The organism is Microbacterium maritypicum (assembly GCF_008868125.1).
GTDB lineage: Bacteria > Actinomycetota > Actinomycetes > Actinomycetales > Microbacteriaceae > Microbacterium > Microbacterium maritypicum.
Map to the genome: position 1 here is coordinate 348,958 of NZ_WAAQ01000003.1, position 24,043 is coordinate 373,000.

A 24,043-nucleotide genomic window follows, 5' to 3' on the forward strand; every position below is an offset into this window, starting at 1 on the left:
AGCGTTGCGGGGTGCCGATCGATCGAAGTCATATCCGCGTCAAGGCGATGCTTGTCGTGCCGAACGTGAAAGGGACCGCGCATGCGGTCAGCGTCAATGCCGCGACCGCGGAGAATCCGGGCGGATATCACCGCCTCGTCGGCGGCAGCGTCGAGGTCGGCGAGACCCACATCGATGCGGTCCGGCGCGAGGTGCGCGAGGAGCTGTCGGCGACGATCCAGGATCTGAGCTACCTCGGGGTGGTGGAGAACATCTTCCACCTGGACGGGGACGTCGGACACGAGATCGTCTTCGTGCACACCGGACGCCTCGATCCGGAACCCGCAGCGGAGGGCGCGACGCTCACGGAGAGCGACGGGGCGGTGGTTCCCGTCGTCTGGCGCAGCTTCGACGACGCCGCCGAGGTGCTGCCCCTCTATCCCGCCGGGGTCATGGGGCTCTTCGCTCAGCGGTAGATCTCGCGGCGATGCCCTGCGGCGAGAACGAGCACGACCAGACGATCGTCCTCGATGTCGTAGATCACCCGATAGTCGCCCACGCGGACGCGCCACGCACCATCGCTGTTGACGAGCATCTTCGCCGCGGGCGGTCGCGGTTCTTCGGCCAGGAGTTCGATCGCCGCCTGCACGCGACGTCGGGCCTGCGGATCCAGCTTTCGCAACTGCCGCTGTGCCGGCGCAGCGATGTCGATCCGATAGCTCACACGAGCCCCAGTTCCGCCTTCACTTCCTCCCACGGCACGGGGAGCGATTCGGTTTCCGCAGCTTCGCGGCGTGCTGCCACGGCGGCGGCCGCGTCCTCGGCGTCCTCGGCGATCTCGCGAAGTCGATCGAATTCATCCGCGTCGACGATGGCCACGACGCGACGCCCACGGCGGGACAGGAACACGGGCTCGTGTGTGAGGTGGGCACGATCGACGAGCGCGCCGAGCTGACGCTTGGCATCGGAGACGGGCAGCACATCAGTCATGGTCTTATGGTACCAAACGATCAAACTGATCGTTTGGTACATCCGCACACGAAGAGGCCCCACCGCCATGCGCAACGGTGGGGCCTCTCGTGTGGCTCAGCGGGTCACGGGTAGGGCAGCGTCGCCGGTCCCTCGTTGTCGAGGCCCAGGAGCTCCTGCGCCTTGCGGAGGTAGACGAGCTGCTCTGCGTCGAACTCGAGCGGTTCGAGCTTCTGCGTCTCGATGGTGGTGTCCCATGCCTCGTCGTCGAAGTACAGGTTCGGGCAGGCGAGGTGACCGTCGAGGATCCAGACGCTGTCCGAACCCCGCAGTTCCGCGACGTCGAAGTCGTTGGCCTCGTAGATGTCCAGCGCCTCCTCCGCGTTCTCGGGGAACTCGCCGGGCGCGGGTGCGGTCATGAAGTCGGTGCCCTTGAGCGTGGCCCGCAGGAACCGGACCAGACTGTTCGGGTTCTCCTGCGCCCACTTCGTGCCGGCGATCTGCACGTCGTTGGCCCAGTTGCGCAGCGACTCCACGACGATGTTCGCGCCGTGCTCCTCGAGGGCGGCCCTGTCGTCGGCGTAGAACGGCTGCAGGGTGATCTTGTCGTTGACGAAGAACTCCGTCCACGACTCCGATCCCGGGCCCGGGTAGACGATCTCGGCGTTGATCGACGAGACGTCCCAGCCCTCTTCCTTCAGCACCTGCGCCCGCTGGAACTCGGCCGGGTCGCCGGGGGTGCCGGCCAGCACGATCGAGGTGCCGTCGAGGTCGTCGACGCTCTTGATGTCGGACTGCACCGCGAAGTCGAAGTTCTGCCGGCAGTAGTGACCGGAGACCAGGTCGATCTCGACGCCGCCGCGGATGGCGTCGATCACGGTACCGGTCGACTCCACGCCGATGTCGGCGCTGCCGCTGGCGACCGCAGCCGTGACGTTGTCGGCGGTGATGACCTCGACGGTGAGGCCCTCGTCTTCGTAGTAGCCGAGGTCGGTCGCGAGGGCGAACATCGAGTACATCGTGATGTCGGGGAAGGGGATGGCCACCGTGATGCTGGTGTCCTCCGCTGCTCCGGGTTCGCCGTCTCCGAGGTCGACGGGTCCTTCCGGTGTCGGTGTCGACGAGGCGCAGGCGGCGAGCAGCGTCAGTGCTGCAGCACCCCCGACCACGGCGATGCCGAGTCTGTTTCTTGTCGTGCGCATGACTCTCCATTCGGGCAAGTGCGTGCGACTCCTCCGTGGAGTGGGGCGCCTCACGCGGATTTTGGGATACGGTATCCAATTTGGAATCACGTGTCCATGCTTTGCGGGATATCGTGCTCGAACAGGGTCTAGACGGGCCCGGTGTAAATTGGATACAGTATCCCAAACAGATTCCCGCGATGAAGAGGTGAAGATGCGTGCCGCCGTGCTGAGCAGCCACGACCTGGACGGGTTGACCGTCGCAGAAGTGGATGTTCCGGCGCCGGGAGCCGACGAGGTGCTCGTGCGCGTCGACACCGTGGGCGTGAATCAGCTCGACCTCAATGTCATCGCCGGCATCGGCCCTGGAGCGCAGGCGCAGCTGCCCCGCATCCTCGGCATCGACCCGGCGGGGGAGATCATCGCGGTCGGGGCCGGCGTCGACCAGCGACGTATCGGGCAGACCGTCGTCGTGAAGCCCAACATCGCCTGCGGGGCGTGCGCCCGCTGCCAGGCTGGAGACGAAGCCGACTGCCCGAAGCAGACCGTCGTCGGCGTGCACCGCGACGGTGGTGCAGCGGAGTTCGTCGCCGTCCCCACACGCAACGCGATCGATCGCCATGGCCTCGATGCCGCGCAGGCGACCGCCGTGGTGCACAGCGCCTCGATCGTCATCAACGCCGTCCGCACCGTCGCGCTCTCCGCGGGGGACCGGGTTCTCGTCACCGGCGCGGGTGGCACGCTCGGCCGCGCGGCCGTGGCCATCGCGCTCGCTCGCGGGGCCGAGGTCGTCGCGGCTTCCCGTCGTCACCTCGCACCGCTCGGGGACGAGCAGGTCGTGCAGGCTTCGGGTGCCGAGGCCCTCTCGGCAGCCCTCGGCGCGGGAGAGGGTTTCGACGTCGTGCTCGACGTCTCCGGCCACGGTCCGACCTTGAGCGCGGGAATCGCCGCGTTGCGATGGGGCGGCAGGGCCGTGTTCTGCGCCGCATCGGTCGACAGCGACCTGCGCATCGACGCCCGCGACTTCTATCTGCGTCGCAAGCGACTGTTCGGGGTGGCCAGTGCCCGCTATGAGGACGTGGCCGAAGCGCTCGCGCTCGCCGCCGCCGGTGCGCTGCCCTCGCTCGTCGGCCGACGCTACGCGTTCGACGACATCGCGACGGCGTATCGCGACTTCCCCCGCAAGGGCGACGGGAAGGTCGTCGTCGATGTGCGCTGACCGCCGTCGGTATCGAAGAGGAGACCAGAAGTGACGAGTACTGCATCCCCGGGCGCCGGAGCGCTGGCCGGGATCCGCGTGGTCGAGTTGGGTCAGTACATCTCGGGCCCGTTCGCCGCCAAGCTGCTCGCCGACCTCGGTGCCGACGTCGTCAAGGTCGAGTCGCCCGAGGGCGACCCGATGCGCCGGTGGGAGGGGCGGGCGAGCATGAGCCCGCAGTTCGCCGCCTACAACCGGGGCAAGCGCGGCGTGGTGCTCGACCTCAAGAGTGCCGAGGGACTCGCCGCCCTGTTCGCCCTGGTCGATGATGCCGACATCGTGCTCGACAACTTCCGCCCCGGCGTCGCCGAACGGCTCGGCTTCGGTCCGGACGCGCTGCATTCCCATAACCCGCGGGTGATCACGTGTTCGATCACCGGCTTCGGCCCCACCGGCCCCGCCGCGAAGCGCCCCGCCTACGACACCGTCATCTCGGCCACCGGAGGCATGTACAGCCAGGTGGTCCCGGCCTCAACGATCCGTCCGCTGGGACCGGCGTTCTCCGATCTGCTGTCGGGGATGTCGGCCGTGCAGGCCGTGCTCGCCGCCCTCCATGCCCGCGATGTGAGCGGGGTGGGCGAGCATGTCGAGGTCACGATGGTCGGAGCCCTGCTCGACTTCCTCACCGAATCCGCCTCGGCATTCCTCGAGACGGGCCAGGTCTCCTCTCCCGACTCGCGCCCGCGTCGTGCGCAGGCCTACGCCTGCCGGGGCTCGGACGACAGGGCGTTCGTGATCCACATGTCGGTGCCCGAGAAGTTCTGGACCGGGCTTCTCGACGTGCTCGAGCGGCCCGACCTCGCCGCCGACCCGCGCTTCTCGACCCGCGAGGCGCGTGTGCGCAACTACGACGAACTCGACGGGGTGCTCAAGCAGATCACCGCCACCCGGCCCCGCCAGTACTGGCTCGACCGTCTCGCCGCGCACGACATCCCGCACGGCCCCCTGAACACCATGGGCGACCTGTTCGACGATCCGCAGATCGCGAGCATGGGGCTGGTCGAGGAGATCGAGGGGCCGGACGGTGCGCTGCGCGTGCCGGTGCCCAGCATCCGATTCCACCGCTCCGGTCGGCCAGAGCTGCGCTACGCGCCCGCGCTCGGCGCCGACACCGAGGAGATCACCGGGCTGCCCACCGCATCCCTCACCCCCACGGAAGGGACAGCCTGATGCCCGGCATCGACGACCTCGTCGCGATCGACGTCCACACCCACCCGCAGACCGAGGAGTTCATCGCGGCGATGGGTCAGCGGCACTCCCAGATGTCGGCGCACTTCGGGCGCGAGCGGCCGGTCGTGTCGTTCGCCGAGCAGGCCGATCAGTACCGCGACCGCAAGATGATGGCAGTGATCGTGAACTCCGACTCGGAGACCACGAGCGGCATCAAGGGCGCGCCCAACGACCTGCTCGGCAAAGCCCAGCAGGACCACCCCGATGTGTTCCTCGCCTTCGCCGGCATCGATCCGTGGAAGGGCGAGGCTGCGGTCGCCGAGATCCGTCGGATGCACGACGAGTACGGCATCAAGGGCGTCGGCGAGCTCAACCCGTCGCGGCAGAAGTTCCTCGCGAACGACCGGCGCTTCTTCCCGATCTGGGAGACCTGCGCCGAACTCGGACTCGTGGTGATGTTCCACTCCGGATTCCCCGGAGCCGGCGCGGGCACCCCCGGCGGTGGTGGCTACCGCCTCGAGAACGCCCGCCCCGTGCCGTACATCGACGACGTGGCGGCCGAGTTCCCCGAGCTGAACATCATCAGCGCGCACCCGGCATGGCCGTGGCACCTCGAGAACCTGGCGATGGTCTGGCACAAGTCGAACGTGTATCTCGACCTGTCGGGCTGGGCGCCGAAGTACCTGCCGCCCGAGGTGGTCCGCTACGCGGACTCGCTCATCTCCGACCGCGTGCTGTTCGGGTCGGACTGGCCGGTGATGACCGCGGACCGCTGGATGACCGAGTTCGACGAGCTCGGGCTCAAAGAGGAGTCGCGCCGGAAGATCCTGCTCGACAACGCACGCAAGCTGTTCCGACTGTGAGCGCGAAGGAAGGAGCCGATCGTGGCTGAACTGGTGATGGCCGCGGCGACCCCGCACAACCCGTTGCTGTGGCGGGCGATGCGCGAGCCCTATCCCTCCGACCTCGTCGCCGTCGAGGCGAACTTCCGTCGCATCCGCGAAGCGATCACGGACGCCGGCGTCGATACGCTCATCGTGCTCGGCACCGACCATGTGCGGCAGTTCTTCTCGGACAACTCGCCCGCGTTCATCGTCGGCAAGGCCGCCTCTTACCACGGCACCTATGAGAACGAGGTGCGCACCTTCGGCATGGAGTACGCCGAGCTCACCGGCAACCAGGAGCTCGCGACACAGATCACCGGCCGCGAGGTGCTGCCCGAGGCGATCGACTTCTCGGTCTCGCACGAGTGGCGCCTCGATCACAGCTTCGTGCTCCCGCTGCAGTACGTGCGGCCCGAACTCGACCTGCCGATCGTGCCGATCCACGCGAACGCGATCCTGCCGCCACTGCCCACCGCCGCACGATTCGCCGCGCTCGGACAGCACCTGCGCACCGCGGTCGAGTCCTGGGACAGCGACGCCAGGGTGGGACTTCTCACCTCGGGCCATATGGCCACCGACGTCGGCGGCCCGCGCACGTTCAACGGCTCGCCCGACCCGGAGTTCGATGCCGAGGCGGTGGCCTGGATGCGTGACGGCGACCTCGACGGTGCGATCGCCGGGTGCCGGTTCGACCGCATCATGGCCGCGGGCAACGTCACCTATCAGTATGTGAACATCGTGGCGGCGCTCGCCGCGATGCAGGGCCGCCCCGCCGACCTCGCCGAGGCGACGACCTCGCGCTTCGCATCCAGTCCGTTCTTCCTGTGGAGGGCCGCATCGTGAGCCGGTACATGATGAACAAGTTCATCCGCGCCGTCGAGATGAGCACCGCGAACGTGAACGCCTACGTCGCCGACACCGAGGGTTTCGTCGATGGCTGGCTCGCCGGGGGAGCAGGCCCCGATGCGGTCGCCGACGACCGGGTGCTGACCCCTGAGGAGCGCACCGCTTTCGTGGAACGCGACTACGGGACGCTGTACGGTCTCGGTGCGCACCCCTATCTGCTCTGGCACTTCACCGAAGCGGTCTACGAGCACGAGTACACCGAGGGTTCCGGATGGCGGGAACTCGTGGAGCGCTACCGCGCCGCGATCATCCCGCACGGCGAGGTCGACGACATCCCCTGATCCTGCCTTACCGCGTGCACCGGGTGCCCCCGATTCCCGGCGCGGGTTCGCGGGACCAGCTGCGCACCGGTTTCGCGGGACGTCTGTCGGGAGGATCCGGCCGCGCGCGGTCCGGGCGGGCTCTTGCTCCCTGCATCCGTCCGAACTCCCGACAGGCGGACCGCCGGGTGCTTCCGCGCGGGCGCGACGGATGCCCCGTGGGTGGGGTTTCCACGGGGCATCCGCCCGATCTGCGCCGGCGTCGCACGACGGGGTGAGCGGGGGGCTACGACCTCGTCGATGTGTGGGGTGGACGCAGCGGCGCACCGGCGGTGCGGGTCTCCTCCCCCGAGGACGGCCGCACCACCGGCGTCATCGCTACGCCATCAGGCGACGTCGCAGGAGTCCCGCACCTCCGAGGAGGAGCAGGACGGCGGCGAGTGCGACCAGTCCGACCGACGACGTGCCGCCGGTCATCGCGAGTCCTGAAGCCTGACCGGTCGTCGCCGCGCCAGAGGCGAAGGCGGCTGCGGTCGTGCGGACAGGGGTCGTGCCGGGGTCGGTCCCCGGGTTCGTGCCCGGGTTCGTGCCGGGGTCGGTGCCGGGGCCGGTCCCCGGGTTCGTCCCGGTGCCGGGGTCGGTCACCGTCGCCTCGCCGACCACGGAGATGGCGTTGCCGCCCAGCGTGATCGGAAGGCTGATCGGCAGCGCCAGCTGGGTGCCGCCGAGGATGCTGTCAGCTCCCGTGGTGGTGCTGCCTCCGGTCGCGGGTGCGGCCGGAGCGGCGGAGGCACCGGTACCGGTGCGGGTGACGGTGGCGTCGTCGAGCAGCGAGATCGCGTTGCCGGTCACGCCGATGGGGGCGGTGACGGGCGCGGTGATCTGGGTGCCGCCGAGGACGCTGTCGGTGCCGGTGGTGGTGTTGCCTCCGGTGGCCGGGGTGACCGCTGCGGGGGTGGTGCCTCCGGTGCGGGTGACGGTGGCGTCGTCGATCAGCGAGATCGCGTTGCCCGACACCGTGATCGGTGCCGTGATGGGCGCCGTGACCTGCGTGCCGCCGAGGATCGCGTCGTCACCCGAGGTTGCCGCCGAGGTGGCGGGAGCGGTGGAGCCGCTCGGACCGGCAGCGCCGGTACCCGTCGACCGGGCGTCGTCCAGAAGCGAGATCGCGTTACCCGACACCGTGATCGGTGCCGTGATGGGCGCCGTGACCTGCGTGCCACTGCCGATGCCGTCGTCGCCGGACGTCGTGACGTCCACCGGAGCGGAGGATGCCGGTGCTGCGGCGCCCTGCCCGGTCGGCGCGGTGCTCTCGCTGTCACCGAGCAGCGACACGGCGTTGCCGGTGACGGTGATCGGTGCGTTGACCGCGAGGAGCGCCTGGGTGCCCGAGAGCACTCCGTCCAGGCCGTTCGTGGTCACCAGAGGCGCCTCGGCCGGGGTCCCGGCCTGGGGAGCCGGGCTCTGGGGCGTCGCGGCCGGGGCGGCGGTCGTCGACGTGTCGAGTACGCTCACCGCGTTGTTCGCCACGGTGACCGGGAGGTTGACGGTGACAGCCGCCTGGGTGCCGGATGCCGTACCCGAAGCGCCGCTGGTCTCGACGGCGACAGGCGCCGGGGCCGGAGCGGGGGCGGGAGCCGGTGCTGCGGCGGGCGCCGGAGCCGGAGCCGGTGCCGGAGCTGCGGCGGGAGCCGTGGACACGGCGTCGCCCAGCACTGAGATCGCGTTGTTCACGACCGAGATCGGTGCGGTGATCGCCGTCTCCACCTGTGTGCCGGAGAGCAGTCCGTCGTCCCCGGTCGTCTCGGCCGCGTTCGCGGCCGTCGCGCCGAGAAGCGTGACGCCTCCGGCGATGAGCGCGCCCCAGAGGGCCCGCTTGATGAATGTACGCATGGTCTTTCTCCTGACTGGATGGTTCGTCTGAAGGGTGCGCGCGATCAGAGTGCGCGCGCAGCACTGCTTCTGTCGTTCCCGGGGGAACGACGTGACGAACCGTCAGTCAGGAGAGACGTCGGTGTCGGCGACCGGCGACGAAGGAAGCTCGTCGTCGGAGGCCCCGGATGTCCGCTCACCAGCACGGAGCGGAGAAGAGTTCGCGTCGCTGAGGCGCGCGGGAGAGGCGCCGCTTCCGCCGCCGGGACCGGCGGAGGACGACGCGGGAACCGTGCTGCCCGGCGGGCTCGACGGCGGCGGGTCGGTGGGCACACGAGTGGTGTCGTCGCCGGCGCCGGTGGCGCCGTCCGCGGCGGAGAGCACGCTCGGATGCGGGGATCCGCCCGGGGGCAGAGCTGTCGACGTGACCGGGGGCATCGTCGCGATGTCCTCCGCGATGATCACGGTCGGGGTCGTCGTCACCGCAGGCTCGGTGATGCTCTCCGGCCCCTCGCCGGGTTCGGGCGAGGTCGGGTCGAGGGCCTCGAGCACGGGAGGAATGGTCTCATTCGTGACGTTCCCGAGAAGTGCGGTGGCGTCATCGACCACGCCGACGACGTCGCCCACCGCGGAGATCAGGCCGAGGTCGGAGGCGAGCCCGCCGACCACCGGGATGCCGGAGACCGTGTCGAGAATCGGATCGGTGATCTGGGAGACCGGTGCGCCGGTCAGCACGTCGGTGACCGGCGCGACGACCGCCGTCGTGGTCTCCGTCACGGCATGGACCACGGGAGTGACCGCCGGCCCGACGACCGGAGCGTCCACGACCGGCGCGGTCACGGTGGCGACGACGGCCGGGACGGCCTGCTGCACGGGGGCGACCACCTGTGTGACCACGGGAGCGACGACCTCTGTGACGATGGGTGCCACGGGGGCCGTGACGGCCGACACCGTGTTGCTGACCAGCGAGGTGAGCCCGTCGAGCGGCCCGTCTTCCTGGTCGTCCGCGTGCGCGGATCCGCCCGAGAGGAGGACGGTGAGCGTCGCCCAGGCGAGCACGCCGATGCCACCCCAGAAGACGACGGCAGGTGTGCCGCGTCGGGTGGCCCGAACGTCCACGTCAACCTCCCCCTCAGAAGGTGATCTCGTGTGCCTCCCCCTCAGAAAGCCACGAATCTCGACGGAGCTGCGTCGATTGGAGGCGACGATACTCGCGGCCGCACGATCTGTCTAGGGGGTTCTCCGCGCGTTTCCGGGGATGTCGGGGTGTGACGCGCCCGGAGAAATCTCGGCTTGACTTTCCCCAGGTTCTACACATCCCATCCCCGGAGAGGGCAACCTTCAACGCCCGATTTAAACTGATTTTCATCCACAGGCTGGGGAAAGGGTAAATACCAGATCAGGGCAGATAAAAAAGTTTGCTTTCCCGCTCCTCCACGGGGTTATCCACACCCGTTGTGCACAGACACTCCGACTTTGTCCGCACGCTTTCCACATGGTTATCCACAGGCCGTGTTGCATGTGGAAAGAGTCGCTCGTAGCGTGGGCGAGCGACCGAATGTCGGAGGCACCTGTTTTGCTGTTCAGGGTGGCGTGAGGGCCGAGATCCATACAGGCCCCGCCGTCGAGGCGTCTCCTCGGAACATCGCATCGGAAACGTCGCATCGAAGGGAAGACTGTGTCGATCGCTGACATCTCAGAGGAGCGCATGGGCGCGAAGCGCGCGCCCGAGCGCACGCCTCCCCACGACCTCCTCGCCGAGCAGAGCGCGCTGGGCGGAATGCTCCTGTCGAAGGATGCGGTCGCCGATGTGATCGAGACGCTCAAGGGCGCCGACTTCTACATCCCCAAGCACGAGCTGATCTTCGAGGCCATCCTCTCGCTGTACTCGCACGGCGAGCCCACCGACGTCGTCGCCGTCACCGATGAGCTCATCAAGACGGGCGAGCTCGGCCGCGCCGGCGGCGCCGACTACCTGCACACCCTGACCTCGATCGTGCCCACGGCCGCGAACGCCGGCTACTACGCCGGCATCGTCTCGGAGCGCGCGATCCTGCGCCGGCTCGTCGACGCCGGCACCCGCATCGTGCAGCTCGGCTATGCCGGTGAGGGCGACGCGACCGACATCGTCAACAACGCACAGGCCGAGATCTACTCGATCACCGGATCCGAGACCGCCGAAGACTACGTCCCCCTGCAGATCGCCGTCGATGCCGCCCTCGAGGAGATCGAAGCCGCCAGCGGTCGCGACGGATCCATGACCGGGGTTCCGACCGGCTTCAAGGAGCTCGACGAGCTCACGAACGGCCTGCACGGCGGTCAGATGATCGTCGTCGCCGCCCGACCCGCCATGGGTAAGTCCACGCTCGCGCTCGACTTCGCCCGCTCGGCATCCATCGGCCACAACCTCCCCTCCGTGTTCTTCTCGCTCGAGATGGGCAAGAGCGAGATCGCGATGCGTCTGCTCAGCGCCGAGGGTGCGATCCCTCTGCAGAACATGCGAAAGGGAAACCTCGACCCGCGCGACTGGACCACGGTCGCCGCGACCCGAGGCCGCATCAACGACGCCCCGCTCTACATCGACGACAGCCCGAACATGACACTCGTCGAGATCCGTGCCAAGTGCCGTCGACTCAAGCAGCGCGAGGGCCTGCGCATGGTCATCATCGACTACCTGCAGCTCATGACATCGGGCAAGCGCGTCGAGTCGCGTCAGCAGGAGGTCTCGGAGTTCTCGCGAAGCCTCAAGCTCATCGCCAAGGAGCTGCAGGTTCCGGTCATCGCCCTCTCGCAACTGAACCGTGGTCCCGAGCAGCGCACCGACAAGAAGCCCGCGATCAGCGACCTGCGAGAGTCCGGCTCGATCGAGCAGGACGCCGACATGGTCATCCTGCTGCACCGCGACTCGGTCTACGACAAGGACGTGCGTCCGGGCGAGGCCGACCTCATCGTCGCCAAGCACCGTAACGGACCGACCGCGACGATCACTGTCGCGTTCCAGGGACACTACTCGCGCTTCATGGACATGGCCCCCGGCGGCGACTTCAACTGAAGGTTCTCGGTGAGAGTTGCGAATTCCACGACGGTTTTCAAACGACTTGCAAATTTGAAAACTCATCCCCTCGGACGATGTAAGGAAAGAACTTGCCAGCCGATCGCACGCTGCTCGAACGAGTCGCCATTTCCCTCTTTCCCCTCGCGGATGAGGTAGCCCACCTCGGCACGGGCGGATTCGCCTGCACCTTCAGAATCCGAGAGGGTGACCGGCAAACAGCCCTCAAGATCATCGATCCGGGGCTCTCCGAGCGTGAGCGTGTCGACAGAGAACTCAATGCTCTGCAACGAGTTACGAACGACGGAGTCGTGCAATTCCTCGCTCATGGCGTTCACAAGTTCGAGGGAGTCGACTACTGCTGGATTCGGATGGAGTTCATCGAGGGTAGGTCTCTTGGGGCCGAGCTCGGGGCCGGAGTGGTCTTCACTCCGCTCGAAGCGCTCGACTTGATAAGCCGGCTAACCGATGCGGCCGCGTCGATCTGGGCCCAAGGCACAGCGCATCGAGACCTGAGCCCGAACAACATCATCCTCGACGCTGACGGCAGGCCGGTCATCGTCGACTTGGGGTTGGCTCGTCACGTAGACGATGAGTCTTACACCGCGTTGCCGACCCCCGGAACGCCGGGATGGATGAGCCCTGAGCAGGTTGGCTCGTCCCCCGTCCACGGCGACTGGCGTAGTGATCAGTTCGTCATCGGCGCGCTTGCCTACCGACTCCTGACCAACGTGCAGCCCTTCTACGCACTCAGCCTCATCGATCGATGGCGCGCGCCCGCAGTGCAGACACCTCAACCAATACGAGCCATCGACCCGGAGATTCCCTCGGCCGTCGCGGATGTCGTCGAGAGGATGCTGCACAAGCAGCCGCACAGGCGATATCTCAAAGTCAGCGAGCTTCTGACAGACCTCACACTCGCGATTTCGTCGATGCAGTCGGCGTCGACCATCGAGACCAGCCCCCAGCGCTTTCTGCTGAACATCGGGCAGGTCAAGAACTACGCCGAAAACGGCTTTCTCTCCGCGCTCCGACCGCACGGAGTGGTCATCGATATCCGCGCAGGTTCACGAGTCCGTGAGTTCGTTGACGCTGCACATGACGTCGGAGCTGAGGCGATCGTGGATCCGGTCACTCACTACGTCCGGAGTCCCCTCGCCGTTCGACCGGCAGGCTTCCGAAAGCTCCCGTACGGTTCGGCGCCCGTACTAACCGGGTTCTCAGATGAGACCTCGCGTCGAGAGTTTTGCACCAACGTGCTCGACTCCGTGACGGCCGACGAACCTGACGCGATCGTCTCGCCATATTTCTACGCGGCCGAGAACGAGCAGAGCTGGCTCACCGAATCCGTGGCCTGCGCAGGACTGACGGAGGCGCTCCTTACTCAGCGCGGGCAGGTGACCTCGATGTGGCTTGGTGTCGCCGTGCACTCCAGCTGGCTCGCCAATGAGAGGCAGCGCGATCTCCTACTGACGGCCCTCACGGCTCGGCAGTGGCGAGGCGTCCACCTGTTGCTGAGTACTACACAGGCGCCGTTCGGACCGCTCGGCGATGTCGACACGCTGCGTGGCCTTCGCGATCTCATCGCCGTACTCCGGGAAGCCGGAACGCCGGTGATCGTCGGACGACGAGCGAGTAGCGGACTGTTGCTCCTTGCTCTCGGAGCGGAAGGATGGTCCACCGGCGTCTCGGGGAACCTGATGAACATGACACCGCATCCCGAGGATGAGACGTCGGGTGGGCGATCTCTTGACCGCATCTACATACCGGGGCTCGTGAATCTGGTGTCAATCGAGGCGTACCTGCTCATGCGTGCTCGTCGGCCCGAATACGTGGAGCTGGGGACGCCGCAGGCTGCGGCACTCCTCGACGGCAATCCCAGCTTGGATGACCTCAGTACCGAGGAACGCATCCTCCTCCTGCAGCACAACCTCATCGCACAGTCGCGCCAGGTTTCCGAACTGGCGACCCTCCCCGCCGGACAGAGGATCGCTCGCCTTCGAACCTGGGTCGACGTTGCCACGGAGCGATATCGCGAACTGCCTCCGACTCGGCTCCCGAGTGAAGGCCCGGCCTTCCTCGAAGGCTGGGCGGAAGTCCTGGCTTAGTTAGACGGCGAGGCTAGGAGCCTGCGACCCGCCCAGCCGGGAGCTATCCATACTCGCCTCGAGCACACGCTCACTCGCGATGCGGCGTCTCGCCGGCGTCGATGTCGACTGGGTGGGTGCGTCGACGAGAATCTCGACCGTGTTCGACCCCACGGCGAGTAGCCCGACGCCAGCCTGACGAGCGGCGCCGAGGGCTTCTGTCCGCACACGTTCGCGCGGAAGCGCGAGGTAGCTGCGATCCGCAAACGTTCGATACGCGGTCGCTTGAGCAATGCCGCGGCGCGCGTCTCGGAGCTTCAACTCGACGGCAATGAGCTCGTCAAACGGGTCCTTCGGTCGCACCCTCGTACGGTATCGAGACCCGGCGAGAACGAGCAGACCCTGATCGATAAGCGGATCTATTGCTTCTCGCCTCAGAGACGACAGACCGCGGGGTGCCCACTCTCGCAAGTCATCGAGCGTCCTGAAAGAGGTGCAGAAGTCCAGCACCGCGAGCTGGATGGACTTCGCGACTGGGCGCGCTTGGCGACGTCGGTTTCTTAGCCGAGCCTCGTCTCCGAGGCCCGCGACGAGGTCCGCGACACCGTAGCCCACCGTCACCTCGTGACCAACGCAGCTTCCGCCAACCCTCTCCAGCCAACGCGCAACGGGAGCAGCCATGTCGACTTCGCGAACGAACAATGTGAACTCCCTCCTGGGCTAGCGGCCACTCTAGCGGGCGTAAGGTATCGCCTTCAGCAGGCCGACACTACTCGCGCCCTCCGACGCGCCCGGCCTCAAGCAGCCGGCGAGGAGGCAGTAGGCCCTTCGGCCGCAACACGCCGAGCGAGGTCCCAGTACGGACTCTCGATCCGGCGAAAAAGCAGCGTGCGTTCACCGGGGACGCGGCCAATCTGCTCGATCACCTGCCCCTTCTTGAGGCGACCGAGCAGTGGATGCACGAGCGTCGGGTCCACGCCGGTCGCCGAAACGATCTGGGGCGCGGAGAACACGTCGTCATCGTGGTTCGCAATGAACAGCATGACGGAGAGCATGTGGCTGTTGCCGAACATCGCTTTCGAGTGTTCGGGTGCAAGATCAGTCAGCAGCACCACGTTTCGAGTCTCCCACGTCGCAGCGATCGGCGACCCTGCAACTGCTTGGCGTGAATGTGACCTTCACAAATATAAGGCCTCGCCGCCTTCGATATATGAGACACATGTAGGTTCCGGTTGGACTTGTCCGTTTCGCAGACGAAATGTCCACGCGGTGTCCATCTGGACATTTCGGGCCGGCAAACTCACTCCGCTGGCGCGCAGAGCCGTCGTGTTTGGATGGGGGCATGAGGCGGTGGATTGAGCGAGTGACCGGGGCGCCCGGTTCCACGTCCTTTCGGCGCTTCCGTCGCATCGTGTCTGCAGCGAACGAGCGCGGGCAGTGGGCCGGCGATCTCGATGACGCCGACTTGTCACGCGCCGCCCGCGCAGCACTGATCTCGCCAGGTCGCAGTGCGGTAGTCGAGCCGACCGCCGACCTGTTGGCTGTGCTGCGCACGGCCGCGCGGCGCACGCTCGGGGAAGAGCCGTTCGATGAGCAACTGCTGGCGGCTTGCGCGCTGGCAGCGGGGAACGCGGTAGAGATGGACACCGGTGAGGGGAAGACTCTTGCCGGTGCTCTCGCTGCGGCCGCTTTCGCGGTCGCCGGTCGGCGCGTACATGTGCTGTCGGTGAACGACTATCTCGCGGAGCGGGATGCCGCGTGGATGCGTCCCCTCTTCGATTCGCTCGACATCCGTGTCGGCTGGGTCGGTCAACACACGCCGCTGATGACGCGGGCTGAGATGTATAGGTTGGACGTCGTCTACGCGCCGGTCAGCGAGGTCGGATACGACGTGCTCCGCGACCGGTTCGCGACAACCGAAGCAGACCGCGTGAGCCCGGTGCTCGATGTCGCGATCGTCGACGAGGCCGACGCGGTACTGATCGACGAAGCGGTGTCGCCCCTCGTCCTCGCCGGAACGTCCACAGACAGCCCGGAAGACTTCACGCTGGCGGACGCCCTCGTGCAAGAGCTTGACCCCGGACTGCACTACGCGATCGACGCCGACCATGCCACCGTCTCGCTCACCGACGCCGGCCTCGACCTCCTCGAGAACCGACTCGGCGGTGTGAACCTCTACGACACCGCACACACAGCGACGCTCACACGCCTCAACCTCGCCCTCCACGCTCACGTTCTCGTGCACCGAGACGTCGACTACCTGGTCGTCGACGACGCGATCAAGCTCATCAACACCGCAAGAGGCCGTGTCGCGCACCAGCAACGGTGGCCAGACGGGCTGCACGCGGCAGTCGAGGCCAAAGAGCAGCTCACTGTCTCGTCGCCCGGGATCGTCCTCGACACCCTCACGGTGCAGGATCTGCTGCGTCGCTATATGACCCTGTCGGGCATGAGCGGAACCATGGTCGCAGTGGCCGAGGAACTGGCCGAGTTCTACTCGCTCCGCTCTGGTCGGATCGAACGACGGCTACCGAACCAGCGGACAGATCTGCCGCAGCGTGTCTTCCTCGACGAGGACTCCCGCGTGGATGCCGTGTTGGTGGAGGCTCGAGAGCGTCATCGGGCAGGGCAACCGGTGCTCGTGGGAACACAGAGCGTCGCGGAGTCCGAACACTACGCAAAGGTGCTCGCCGAGGCGGGAATCGAAGCCCACGTGCTCAACGCCCGCAACGACGCGCGGGAGGCCGCAGTCATTGCAGAGGCCGGCGAGTATGGGGCGGTCACGATATCCACCCAGATGTCGGGGCGCGGCACAGACATCCGCCTCGGAGGCATCGACGAGCACGACCATCGTCGCGTCGCGAGAAGCGGGGGACTAGCGGTGCTGCAGATCGGCAGGTATCCGTCCGGCCGCCTTGACGCGCAGTTGCGCGGCCGCTCAGGCAGGCAGGGCGACCCCGGCACTACCGCCACCTTCGTGAGCACCACCGACGAACTGGTGCAGGCCAACGCTCCTGACCACCTGCTCGAGAAGATCCGACGACGAGGATCGCAACTCGACCAGACCACGCTCGGTTCCATCATCGACCAGGCGCAGCGGATCGCCGAGGGCATCCAACACGACCGCCACCGCGACACCTGGGACTTCAGCCGCGCGATCGCCCGCCAGCGCGACACCGTTCTCGGCGACCGAGAGGCGGTCATGAACGGTGACCGCGCCGCCCTAGAGGTCACTCGACGAATACCAGAGGCATTCGATCGCCTTGCCTCGGCATCCTCCCCGTCAGTAGTTGCTCGTCTCGCCCGCGACGTCGCATTGTGGTGTCTCGACGAACAGTGGTGCGACCATCTGGCACATCTGACGGAGATCCGCGACGGCATCCACCTGCAGGCCCTCGCCGGCGTCAACCCGCGCGATGAGTTTCACCGCATCGCACTGCGCGAATTCCGCGGATTCTTCGCGTCGGCTTATGACCGCGCCGCCGACATCATCCGTGACGTGACACCCGACCAGCTCGGGCAGGACATCACTGTGCTCGGGTTGCGCCGACCGTCGGCAACGTGGACCTACATGACCAGCGACAATCCCCTGGGTAGTCCGATGGACCGCGCCGCGCGCGCGGCTGGCAAATGGATTCGGACACGCGTCTATCGGATCGAGTAATCTCGCCGAAACGGATAACTCTCGCTACAAAGACTCGCGTTCTTGCTGGACAAGTCGGCATCTGAACGCGCCAAAGTCTTACTGCGTGGGGGACATCTCAAAGCGGTTCCTACAACACACTTGCGCGTCGATGACGTTCTTCACAAGTGATTGAGCTGCGGTCAGCGGGCTCGGGTGTGACGACGCGAGCTGATCTCGTTGACATTAATAGGCGATAGCCCTATAACCAATTTATGCGACGTTGCGCTCCCGTCACGGCGGTACGACGAGAAGGTGGCCTCGGCCGGTGCAGCCGATGAGCCTGATGGGTGCGGCGGCAGTGCAGATTCGGGGCCGCGACGACAGCGTCAGCGTTACGGAGCTCTCGTTGCTCACTCTGCCGGCGTTTGACGCCGCGACCCCGTGGCGACGCTTTCGCGCCTATCGCGGTCAGCGTCATTACTCCGGTAGCTACTGGTCGGCGACGATGGAATCGCTGGTGGGGTATGAGTCGAGGCTCGAGCTCGCCAACCTCCTGGGGGAAGACTTCGACCCGTCGACGGTGTGGATCCTCTCGCAGCCGTTCCTTGTCGAAGGGAGGGACGGGAGCCGCAAGCGGCGGCATGTGCCGGACTACCTCGTGGAGCGTACCGGCGGCCGGGCTTGTGTGATCGATGTGAAGCCCGCCGCTCTTCTTAGTGATCCGAAGATCGCGGCCGCGTTGACGTGGTCGGGGCAGTTAGTCGAGTCGATCGGGTGGGACTACGTCGTGCTCAGCGAACCGGAGCCAGTCCGCCTGAGCAACCTCAAGTTTCTCGCGGGCTATCGGCGGGCATTCCAGTTTGCGCCCGTCGAAGTCGAGGCGGTCCGCCTGTCTGTTCAAGAGCCGATGACGTTCGGGCAGGCTTGCCGAGTCGGTGCAGCGCAGCTCGCCGAGCCCGAGTATGCGCGGGGAATCGTCCTTCACCTTCTTTGGGCAGGACGGCTCACGACTGATCTCTCAGCGCCGCTCGCTTCGACAGCGATTGTGGAGCCAGCGTGGTGATGCTGTCCGACGAGCCGACCTTCGATATCCGCGTGGGTGCGAGCTTCAGCTGGGACGGCTCCCTCTGCACGGTCGTCGAGATAGCCGGAAACGCGATTGTCATTCAGGACATCAACCGTCGCCTGCGGCGCCTTCACTATGCGGAACTGCTTCGGCCGCCAAGCGATGGGGGCCGCGCCCGGTTCCCCCGGGATCCTGGTGGCGCTGCGATCGACCCGCTCGCTCTCATTTGGACGCAGCTATCGGCAGCCGAGCAGGAGGATGTGCATCAGCGAGCCGATCACGTACGCGAAGTTCTCACCGGGTACAAGTCCGGCAGTGCCGCACATGCACGCCCAGGCGAGCCGCGGGACGAGTACTCACCCGACAGCGGAAAGATGTCCCGCTACCGTGCCAAAGCGGCCGAGGTGGGCGTTTCAGAGCGCACGATCAGCAACTGGGTGGCTCGATACCTTGAGGCGGACGAACTGGGTCTGATGGACAACCGCCGCGTGAAGCCGACGCGCGGGCTCGGGAACCTCGACCCGCGGTGGGTCGACATGGTGCGCACTATCCAGGCAGAGCAGATTACGGAACCCCGCGTCGCGCGGAAGGTGATCATGCGACGCGTGGCAGCGCGGCTCGAGCGCGAGTACGGGGTCGGCGTGGTGAAGATCCCCTCGAAGTCTGTCCGGTACCGAGCGTTCCGCGACCTCGACTGGGGTCGGAACACGTTCGACGGAAGCACGAAGGCGAAGCGATCGAACGCGAACAAGCCGCAGAGTGCGTTTGGTCGCTTCGCTCCCACTCGGCCAGGTGAGTACGTCCTCATGGATACGACACCGCTGGACGTGTTCGGATTCGATCCCGTGAGCGGCGACTGGGTGAACAGCGAACTCACCGTCGCGATGGATCTCTACGATCGAGCGATCGTCGGTATGAGGCTCACCCCGACCGCTCGCGCTATGGACGTCGCCGGTGTGCTCCTCGAGGCGATGCGTCCGTTCGAGATCCCCGAAAGCTGGGGTAGGACGGCATCATGGCCCTACTCGGGGGTTCCCGACACGCTCATCGTCCGCGAGGACCACATCCAGGTCGCAAGGTTCATCCGAGCCAACCTGCCCGAGACGATCGTCGTCGACCACGGCAAGATCTACCTCTCCGAGCATGTGCTGAGCGTCTGTTCGCGGCTGGGGATCTCGGTACAGCCAGCCCGACTGTACATGCCCACGGACAAGGCCGCGGTGGAGAGGTTCTTCCGCACCGTCAAGGAGCTGCTGAGTCAGCTGCCTGGCTTCAAGGGAGAAGACCTGTTGGCCCGTGGTCTCGACGCTGAATCTGATGCGGTGTACACCATCTCGCAGCTCGAGGAGATCATCCGCGAGTGGATCGCGACCGTTTACCACGTGCGCCCGCACAGCGAACTGGCTGACCCGCTGCTGCCTGGACTGGAGATGAGCCCGCAACAGCGATACGAGCAGGGCGTGGCGACGGCAGGCCACCTCCGACTGCCCCAAGATCGAAACATCGTGCTGGAGATGCTCCCTGTTGTGCACCGAACGATCCAGCGGTACGGAATCGAGAACTGGACGCTGCGCTACAAGGACGACGATGGGGTGCTCCGCAAGTACCGTAACCGGTCGCAATCCCTCTACAACCAGGGGCGAGACTGGCCCTTCTTCGTCAACCCCGACGATGTCCGATACATCTACTTCCACGACCCCGAAGACAGCACATGGCACACCCTGTCCTGGGAGCGAGTCAAAGAGGTCAACACCCCGTTCGGAATCGACGCGCTCGAGTACGCGAAGAAGCTGGCCGCCTCGAACCCGCAGATCCCGGACACCGAAGCAGCTCTGACCGCACTGCTCGCGCGGTGGGGATCCGGCCAACACCTCACCCCGCAGGAGCGCCGTGCCTCCGCACGGCAGGTCGCCGCGCACCGACACGAGACCGAAGCGGCAGCCATGACATCGATCCGCCTGACGCAGGAGCTCATCGCACGAAGCAGCCCCGGCGTGACTCTCCCGAGTGAGGAGCTGGCCGGTCCCCGTGCCGTCTCCCTGTCCTCTCCGGCGCCGTTGGGTGGCGACGACGACGTGGACGACGAACTCGACCCCACCGAGTACGACCCAGACCCGGAGTTCTACGCGACCGCCCTGGAGGATTTGTGATCAAGCCTGACACTGGCCCGTCTACCTACGAGTGGTGGAAGTACCTCGCCGAAAGGCCGAGCCCGGTCCGGCCGGAGCGACTCTCTATGGCGCAGATTCGCGCCCTCGACACCGTCGCGCGCAGGGACTACGGGCGGCAACGCCGGCGATGGCACGAGAGCATCCTGCTGCGCACACCGCAGGTTGTCCGTGCCAATGAGCAACTCGACGATCTGCTTGAAGCCAACGAGGACGCGGTGACCCGCGTTCGGGCCGCTGCGGCCATCGACGCTCCGCCGTCTCTGGGCAAGTCGACCACCGTCGACGCGTACGGACTCAGATACCACCGGGAACAGATCGACCAGCTCGGCGAGTACGTGGATGATAACGACGACATCCTGAGGATCCCCGTGTGCCGAATCACGCTCACCGGCGATGTGACGATCAAGGGGCTTCACCAGCAACTATTCGAGTTCTACGCACACCCGGCGCGGCGGGCGACCACGGGCAGGGTGCTCGCCCGCGATCTTGCCACCATGGCGGGCGACGCAGTCCGACGCCACGAGACGCGGCTGATCATTATCGACGACGTCCACTTCCTCCGCCCGGGCACCGAGAAGGGCGAGCAGGTCGCGAACGAGCTCAAATGGCTCGCTAACGAGTACCCCGCGACCTTTCTGTTCGCCGGTGTCGCTCTGAAGCAGCGAGGGTTGTTCTCCGAAGGCCGCAACGGTGAGTTCGCCGCCTTGGCGCAGACCGGCCGGCGATGGACACTGCTGCAGCTCCACGCGTTTGATCCGCTCACGGCGATCGGCGCACCCGTGTGGCGCGACACGCTGCTCGGGATCGAGCAGCGACTGATGCTTGCGCGGATGCGTCCGGGCACCCTCGCCGACACGCTCAGCGACTACCTCTACATTCGCTCGACAGGCGTCATCGGATCGTTGATGCAACTGATCCGCCTGGGAGCGATACGCGCCATCCGCACCGGGAAGGAGACCCTCGACACGGATCTCCTGGAACAGGTCTCGATCGATGAAGCTGCGGAGATCGCACGTGGCGCTACAGCAATTCTCGTGAACAAAGCACGGCGAGTCGCCCGATCATGACCGAGCTTCGTCGTCTGCCGTTCCGGGTTCGCCCCATGCCAGACGAACCTCTTGACTCCTGGCTGGAAACGATGGCAGCCGCGCACGGCGTCACTTTCGGACAGATGATCGTCGCACTGGGACTATCCGGCCCAGCGGCCGTCGAGCAGGATCAGCACTACTCCGTCGGGCGTCTGAACCGGTGGTCGTTCCACCTCGACGAGGGACCACTCGAGCGCCTCATCCACACGACAGGGTTGTCGGCCGACTGCCTGCAAGCCATGACCAGGTCGGCGTTCGCTTCGACGGTGACCAAGTACACGCTCAAGGGGCGGCTGAGCATCCAATGTCCGACCGCGGGGACGCAAGGGCGCTTCTGCCCGGAATGCCTCCTCGACTCTGGTGGCCGGTGGAGGCTCTCGTGGACGTACGCGTTCGTGTCGATGTGCCCTCGTCACCGGCGCGTGCTCAGCGACATCTGTCCTAGTTGCGGTGAGGCACCGCGCGCACGCCCGCAACCGATGTATCTCGTCCCACGACCGGGATGCTGCCACAACAGGCCACACCGCGCGGCAGATCCGCGTCAACGCTGCGGCGCCGATCTGCGCGACGAGACCGGACGCGTCGAGGCAAGCACGGGGATGCTTGCTGCGCAGCGAGCCCAGTTCGCGACGATCTCTCAAGGCGTCGGTCGATTCGGCATGTACCGCGACAACCCGCAAGCTGCACCGCTCGTTATGGAGGATCTCCGAACCATCGCTCGCATCGCGGTCCGTGCTCTCGTCAATGGCGAGGACATCGATGCTGGAGATATCCCGTCGGCAACCCTCGGTAAGGCACTCGACGAAGACGGCATCCTCCGCAAGGAACGCCCCCGAACCTCGGCGCTGGCAGCGCTCGGAGCCAGTCTCGCCTTCCAGGCGGTGCAGGACCCCGACCGCCTCTTCAAGCTCCTCCACGGCCGTATCCCACCATCAGCGGTGTTCGATCAACACAGCCTCCAGCTGAAGGTCTCGGTTGCCCGATCGCGCGGCCTCAACATGCGCCACCTCACACACATCCAGCACCTTGTTCCCCCTCCACCGTCCGGAGCGAAAGAACGAGCGCGCAAACTTCCCGCACAGATCTGGCCCGAGTGGGCGGCGCAACTTCGGATTCCCAAGACCGATCCCGAGCTCGCAGCCGCCGCCGTCTCCACAGCAGTGATGATCGCAGGCACCCGCCTCAGCCACGTCGAGGCCCTCGAAATGCTTGGATCGCCACTGCCCCGGCACCGCGTCCGGGATACCACCCGGTTGCTGCGCGACACCGACCCCGCCAAGAACCTCTTGCTCCCCATCGCCCGCCTCGCCATCTACCTCGATGCCGAGAACCCCCCAATCGACTACGCGCGCCGACGCGCGCTCGACTACGCATCACTCCTCCCGGCCGTCGACTGGAACGCGATCGCAGCCCGGGTCAACACTCGTCGCGGCGGCGCCCCACGACTGCGACAGATTCGGCTGCTGCTCTACAGCTGGCTCAGCGGGAACCATCCAGACCAGGCCCCGCAGCTCTTCCGGCCGCACTCCGCCGCGGAGGTCACGAACGCCCGAGAGCTGGCAGCCTCCCTCTCGCACGAGTTGGAGCTCGAGCTCCTCAACGTGGCCCGACGCTTCCTCGAGGCGCATCGCATCAACGAACCCGTGCGCTGGAGTCCTCCCCTCGACGTCGCTGACTGGAACCCCACGGTCGACGACGCCGAACGCACAGCAAGGTGGCCCGTCAACCAGCCCGCTCGCGAACACCTCCGCACGACATTCACGTTCAGCGAACTCGTGGACGAATACCGCAGCGGCCGGGCTCTGAAAGACCTCGCCAGCGATTCGGGCGTCGGTCGCTCGGTTATCAGCCGTGTCCTGAAAGAGGCGGGAATCGAACTCCGACCCGCGCACGCCCCACGCCAGGTCGTCGTCGACGACGACCGAATCCGAGTCGACTATCAGAACGGCCGCACGCTCGAGGCGATTGCACGCGAACTTGGATGCAGCGAATCCACCGTTGCCCGGAGACTCCGGCTACTCGACGTGCAACTCCGGGCGCGCGGAGGCCGAACCAAAGACCTCGCCGAAGTGGTGATCTCCGAATGAGTGACAGACCGCGGGACCCGGAATACCGACTCGGTGAAGGAGAAGCCGCGCCGATCGCCCCAGGCGACAAACACGGAGTAGTCGCTGTCGCTCCGAACACAACTGGGGATCATCGTTCGAGTAAGACCGCACCTGTGGTCAAGCCGTGGTCGGCACCCCACCTGGCGCCGCTCTTCATGGAACTCACGTCAGCGAAGACCGCGCCGAGCTGGGCGCGCCGTGCGGTGAAGATCATCCATCGCTACACCCGTGAGCACAGCGAACCGCCGACGTTCCGCGAACTGTTCAGCGAACTCGCCACCCAAGATCCCGACTACGCCGACCATGAGGAGGCGTGGTCGTCACGGGCAGTCCGGAACCTCGTGATGGTGCATTGGCGCAGGCAAGG

At 66.4% G+C, this 24,043-nt stretch carries 19 protein-coding genes; 13 read left to right on the forward strand and 6 right to left on the reverse strand.

Annotated elements, in window-relative coordinates:
* Positions 1-11: 11 nt before the first annotated feature.
* A complete protein-coding gene (locus tag F6W70_RS17375; protein WP_151487456.1) occupies positions 12-455 on the forward strand; it encodes an NUDIX domain-containing protein in 444 nt (147 codons plus the stop codon).
* Here the strand turns inward: F6W70_RS17375 and F6W70_RS17380 are convergent.
* The 3 genes from F6W70_RS17380 to F6W70_RS17390 all read right to left on the reverse strand — a co-directional run bounded on the left by F6W70_RS17380 (position 446) and on the right by F6W70_RS17390 (position 2,150).
* Complete coding sequence (locus tag F6W70_RS17380) at positions 446-703, reverse strand: type II toxin-antitoxin system RelE family toxin (protein ID WP_028501117.1); 258 nt, start codon at positions 701-703, stop codon at positions 446-448. The two genes, F6W70_RS17375 and F6W70_RS17380, sit on opposite strands and share 10 nt — an antisense overlap.
* Positions 700-969, reverse strand: coding sequence for a type II toxin-antitoxin system Phd/YefM family antitoxin (locus F6W70_RS17385; protein ID WP_055871358.1), 270 nt, complete (start codon positions 967-969; stop codon positions 700-702). Before F6W70_RS17385 ends, F6W70_RS17380 begins: the two co-directional genes overlap by 4 nt.
* A gap of 104 nt (positions 970-1,073) precedes the next feature.
* Entirely contained in the window at positions 1,074-2,150 is a 1,077-nt protein-coding gene (locus F6W70_RS17390) for an ABC transporter substrate-binding protein (RefSeq protein ID WP_151487457.1), read from the reverse strand.
* Between the two features lie 193 nt (positions 2,151-2,343).
* Here F6W70_RS17390 and F6W70_RS17395 point away from each other — a divergent pair, with 193 nt between their 5' ends.
* The 5 genes from F6W70_RS17395 to F6W70_RS17415 are packed head-to-tail and all read left to right on the forward strand — an operon-like array spanning position 2,344 to position 6,628.
* On the forward strand, positions 2,344-3,348 hold the full coding sequence (locus tag F6W70_RS17395) for an alcohol dehydrogenase catalytic domain-containing protein (RefSeq protein ID WP_288968446.1): 1,005 nt from the start codon (positions 2,344-2,346) through the stop codon (positions 3,346-3,348).
* Between the two features lie 30 nt (positions 3,349-3,378).
* Positions 3,379-4,557, forward strand: a complete 1,179-nt coding sequence (locus F6W70_RS17400; RefSeq protein ID WP_055875214.1) for a CaiB/BaiF CoA transferase family protein — start codon at positions 3,379-3,381, stop codon at positions 4,555-4,557.
* Positions 4,557-5,420, forward strand: coding sequence for an amidohydrolase family protein (locus F6W70_RS17405; RefSeq protein ID WP_055875211.1), 864 nt, complete (start codon positions 4,557-4,559; stop codon positions 5,418-5,420). The genes F6W70_RS17400 and F6W70_RS17405 overlap by 1 nt, the downstream gene beginning before the upstream one ends.
* Before the next feature lie 21 nt (positions 5,421-5,441).
* Complete coding sequence (locus F6W70_RS17410) at positions 5,442-6,284, forward strand: DODA-type extradiol aromatic ring-opening family dioxygenase (RefSeq protein ID WP_151487459.1); 843 nt, start codon at positions 5,442-5,444, stop codon at positions 6,282-6,284.
* On the forward strand, positions 6,281-6,628 hold the full coding sequence (locus tag F6W70_RS17415) for a hypothetical protein (RefSeq protein ID WP_151487460.1): 348 nt from the start codon (positions 6,281-6,283) through the stop codon (positions 6,626-6,628). Before F6W70_RS17410 ends, F6W70_RS17415 begins: the two co-directional genes overlap by 4 nt.
* Before the next feature lie 357 nt (positions 6,629-6,985).
* Here the strand turns inward: F6W70_RS17415 and F6W70_RS17420 are convergent, their stop codons facing one another.
* Both F6W70_RS17420 and F6W70_RS17425 read right to left on the reverse strand, forming a co-directional pair.
* Positions 6,986-8,500 (reverse strand): hypothetical protein, encoded by a 1,515-nt coding sequence (locus F6W70_RS17420; protein WP_151487461.1) that lies wholly within the window; start codon positions 8,498-8,500, stop codon positions 6,986-6,988.
* 102 nt (positions 8,501-8,602) lie between these two features.
* The gene (locus F6W70_RS17425) at positions 8,603-9,598 is read right to left on the reverse strand and encodes a hypothetical protein (protein WP_151487462.1); all 996 of its coding nucleotides are present in this window, start codon (positions 9,596-9,598) and stop codon (positions 8,603-8,605) included.
* A 559-nt stretch (positions 9,599-10,157) separates the two neighbouring features.
* Between F6W70_RS17425 and dnaB the strand changes: the two genes are divergently transcribed.
* Complete coding sequence (gene dnaB / locus F6W70_RS17430; RefSeq protein ID WP_082524306.1) at positions 10,158-11,531, forward strand: replicative DNA helicase; 1,374 nt, start codon at positions 10,158-10,160, stop codon at positions 11,529-11,531.
* A 92-nt stretch (positions 11,532-11,623) separates the two neighbouring features.
* Entirely contained in the window at positions 11,624-13,639 is a 2,016-nt protein-coding gene (locus F6W70_RS17435) for a serine/threonine protein kinase (protein WP_151487463.1), read from the forward strand.
* A 776-nt stretch (positions 13,640-14,415) separates the two neighbouring features.
* Here the strand turns inward: F6W70_RS17435 and F6W70_RS17440 are convergent.
* Positions 14,416-14,733 carry a hypothetical protein gene (locus tag F6W70_RS17440; RefSeq protein ID WP_061683897.1) on the reverse strand — a complete coding sequence of 106 codons (318 nt, stop codon included), beginning with the start codon at positions 14,731-14,733 and terminating at the stop codon, positions 14,416-14,418.
* A gap of 227 nt (positions 14,734-14,960) precedes the next feature.
* On the opposite strand from F6W70_RS17440, the gene secA2 reads away from it, so the two are divergent.
* The 5 genes from secA2 to F6W70_RS17465 all read left to right on the forward strand — a co-directional run bounded on the left by secA2 (position 14,961) and on the right by F6W70_RS17465 (position 23,655).
* Complete coding sequence (gene secA2, locus F6W70_RS17445; RefSeq protein WP_170287954.1) at positions 14,961-17,282, forward strand: accessory Sec system translocase SecA2; 2,322 nt, start codon at positions 14,961-14,963, stop codon at positions 17,280-17,282.
* A 295-nt stretch (positions 17,283-17,577) separates the two neighbouring features.
* Entirely contained in the window at positions 17,578-18,306 is a 729-nt protein-coding gene (locus F6W70_RS17450; protein ID WP_151487465.1) for a TnsA-like heteromeric transposase endonuclease subunit, read from the forward strand.
* Between the two features lie 377 nt (positions 18,307-18,683).
* Positions 18,684-20,459: a TnsB C-terminal domain-containing protein gene (locus F6W70_RS17455; RefSeq protein WP_170287955.1), complete on the forward strand. Its 1,776-nt coding sequence runs from the start codon at positions 18,684-18,686 to the stop codon at positions 20,457-20,459.
* Entirely contained in the window at positions 20,456-21,547 is a 1,092-nt protein-coding gene (locus F6W70_RS17460; protein ID WP_151487467.1) for an ATP-binding protein, read from the forward strand. Before F6W70_RS17455 ends, F6W70_RS17460 begins: the two co-directional genes overlap by 4 nt.
* Positions 21,544-23,655, forward strand: a complete 2,112-nt coding sequence (locus F6W70_RS17465) for a TniQ family protein (RefSeq protein ID WP_151487468.1) — start codon at positions 21,544-21,546, stop codon at positions 23,653-23,655. Before F6W70_RS17460 ends, F6W70_RS17465 begins: the two co-directional genes overlap by 4 nt.
* Positions 23,656-24,043 lie beyond the last annotated feature (388 nt).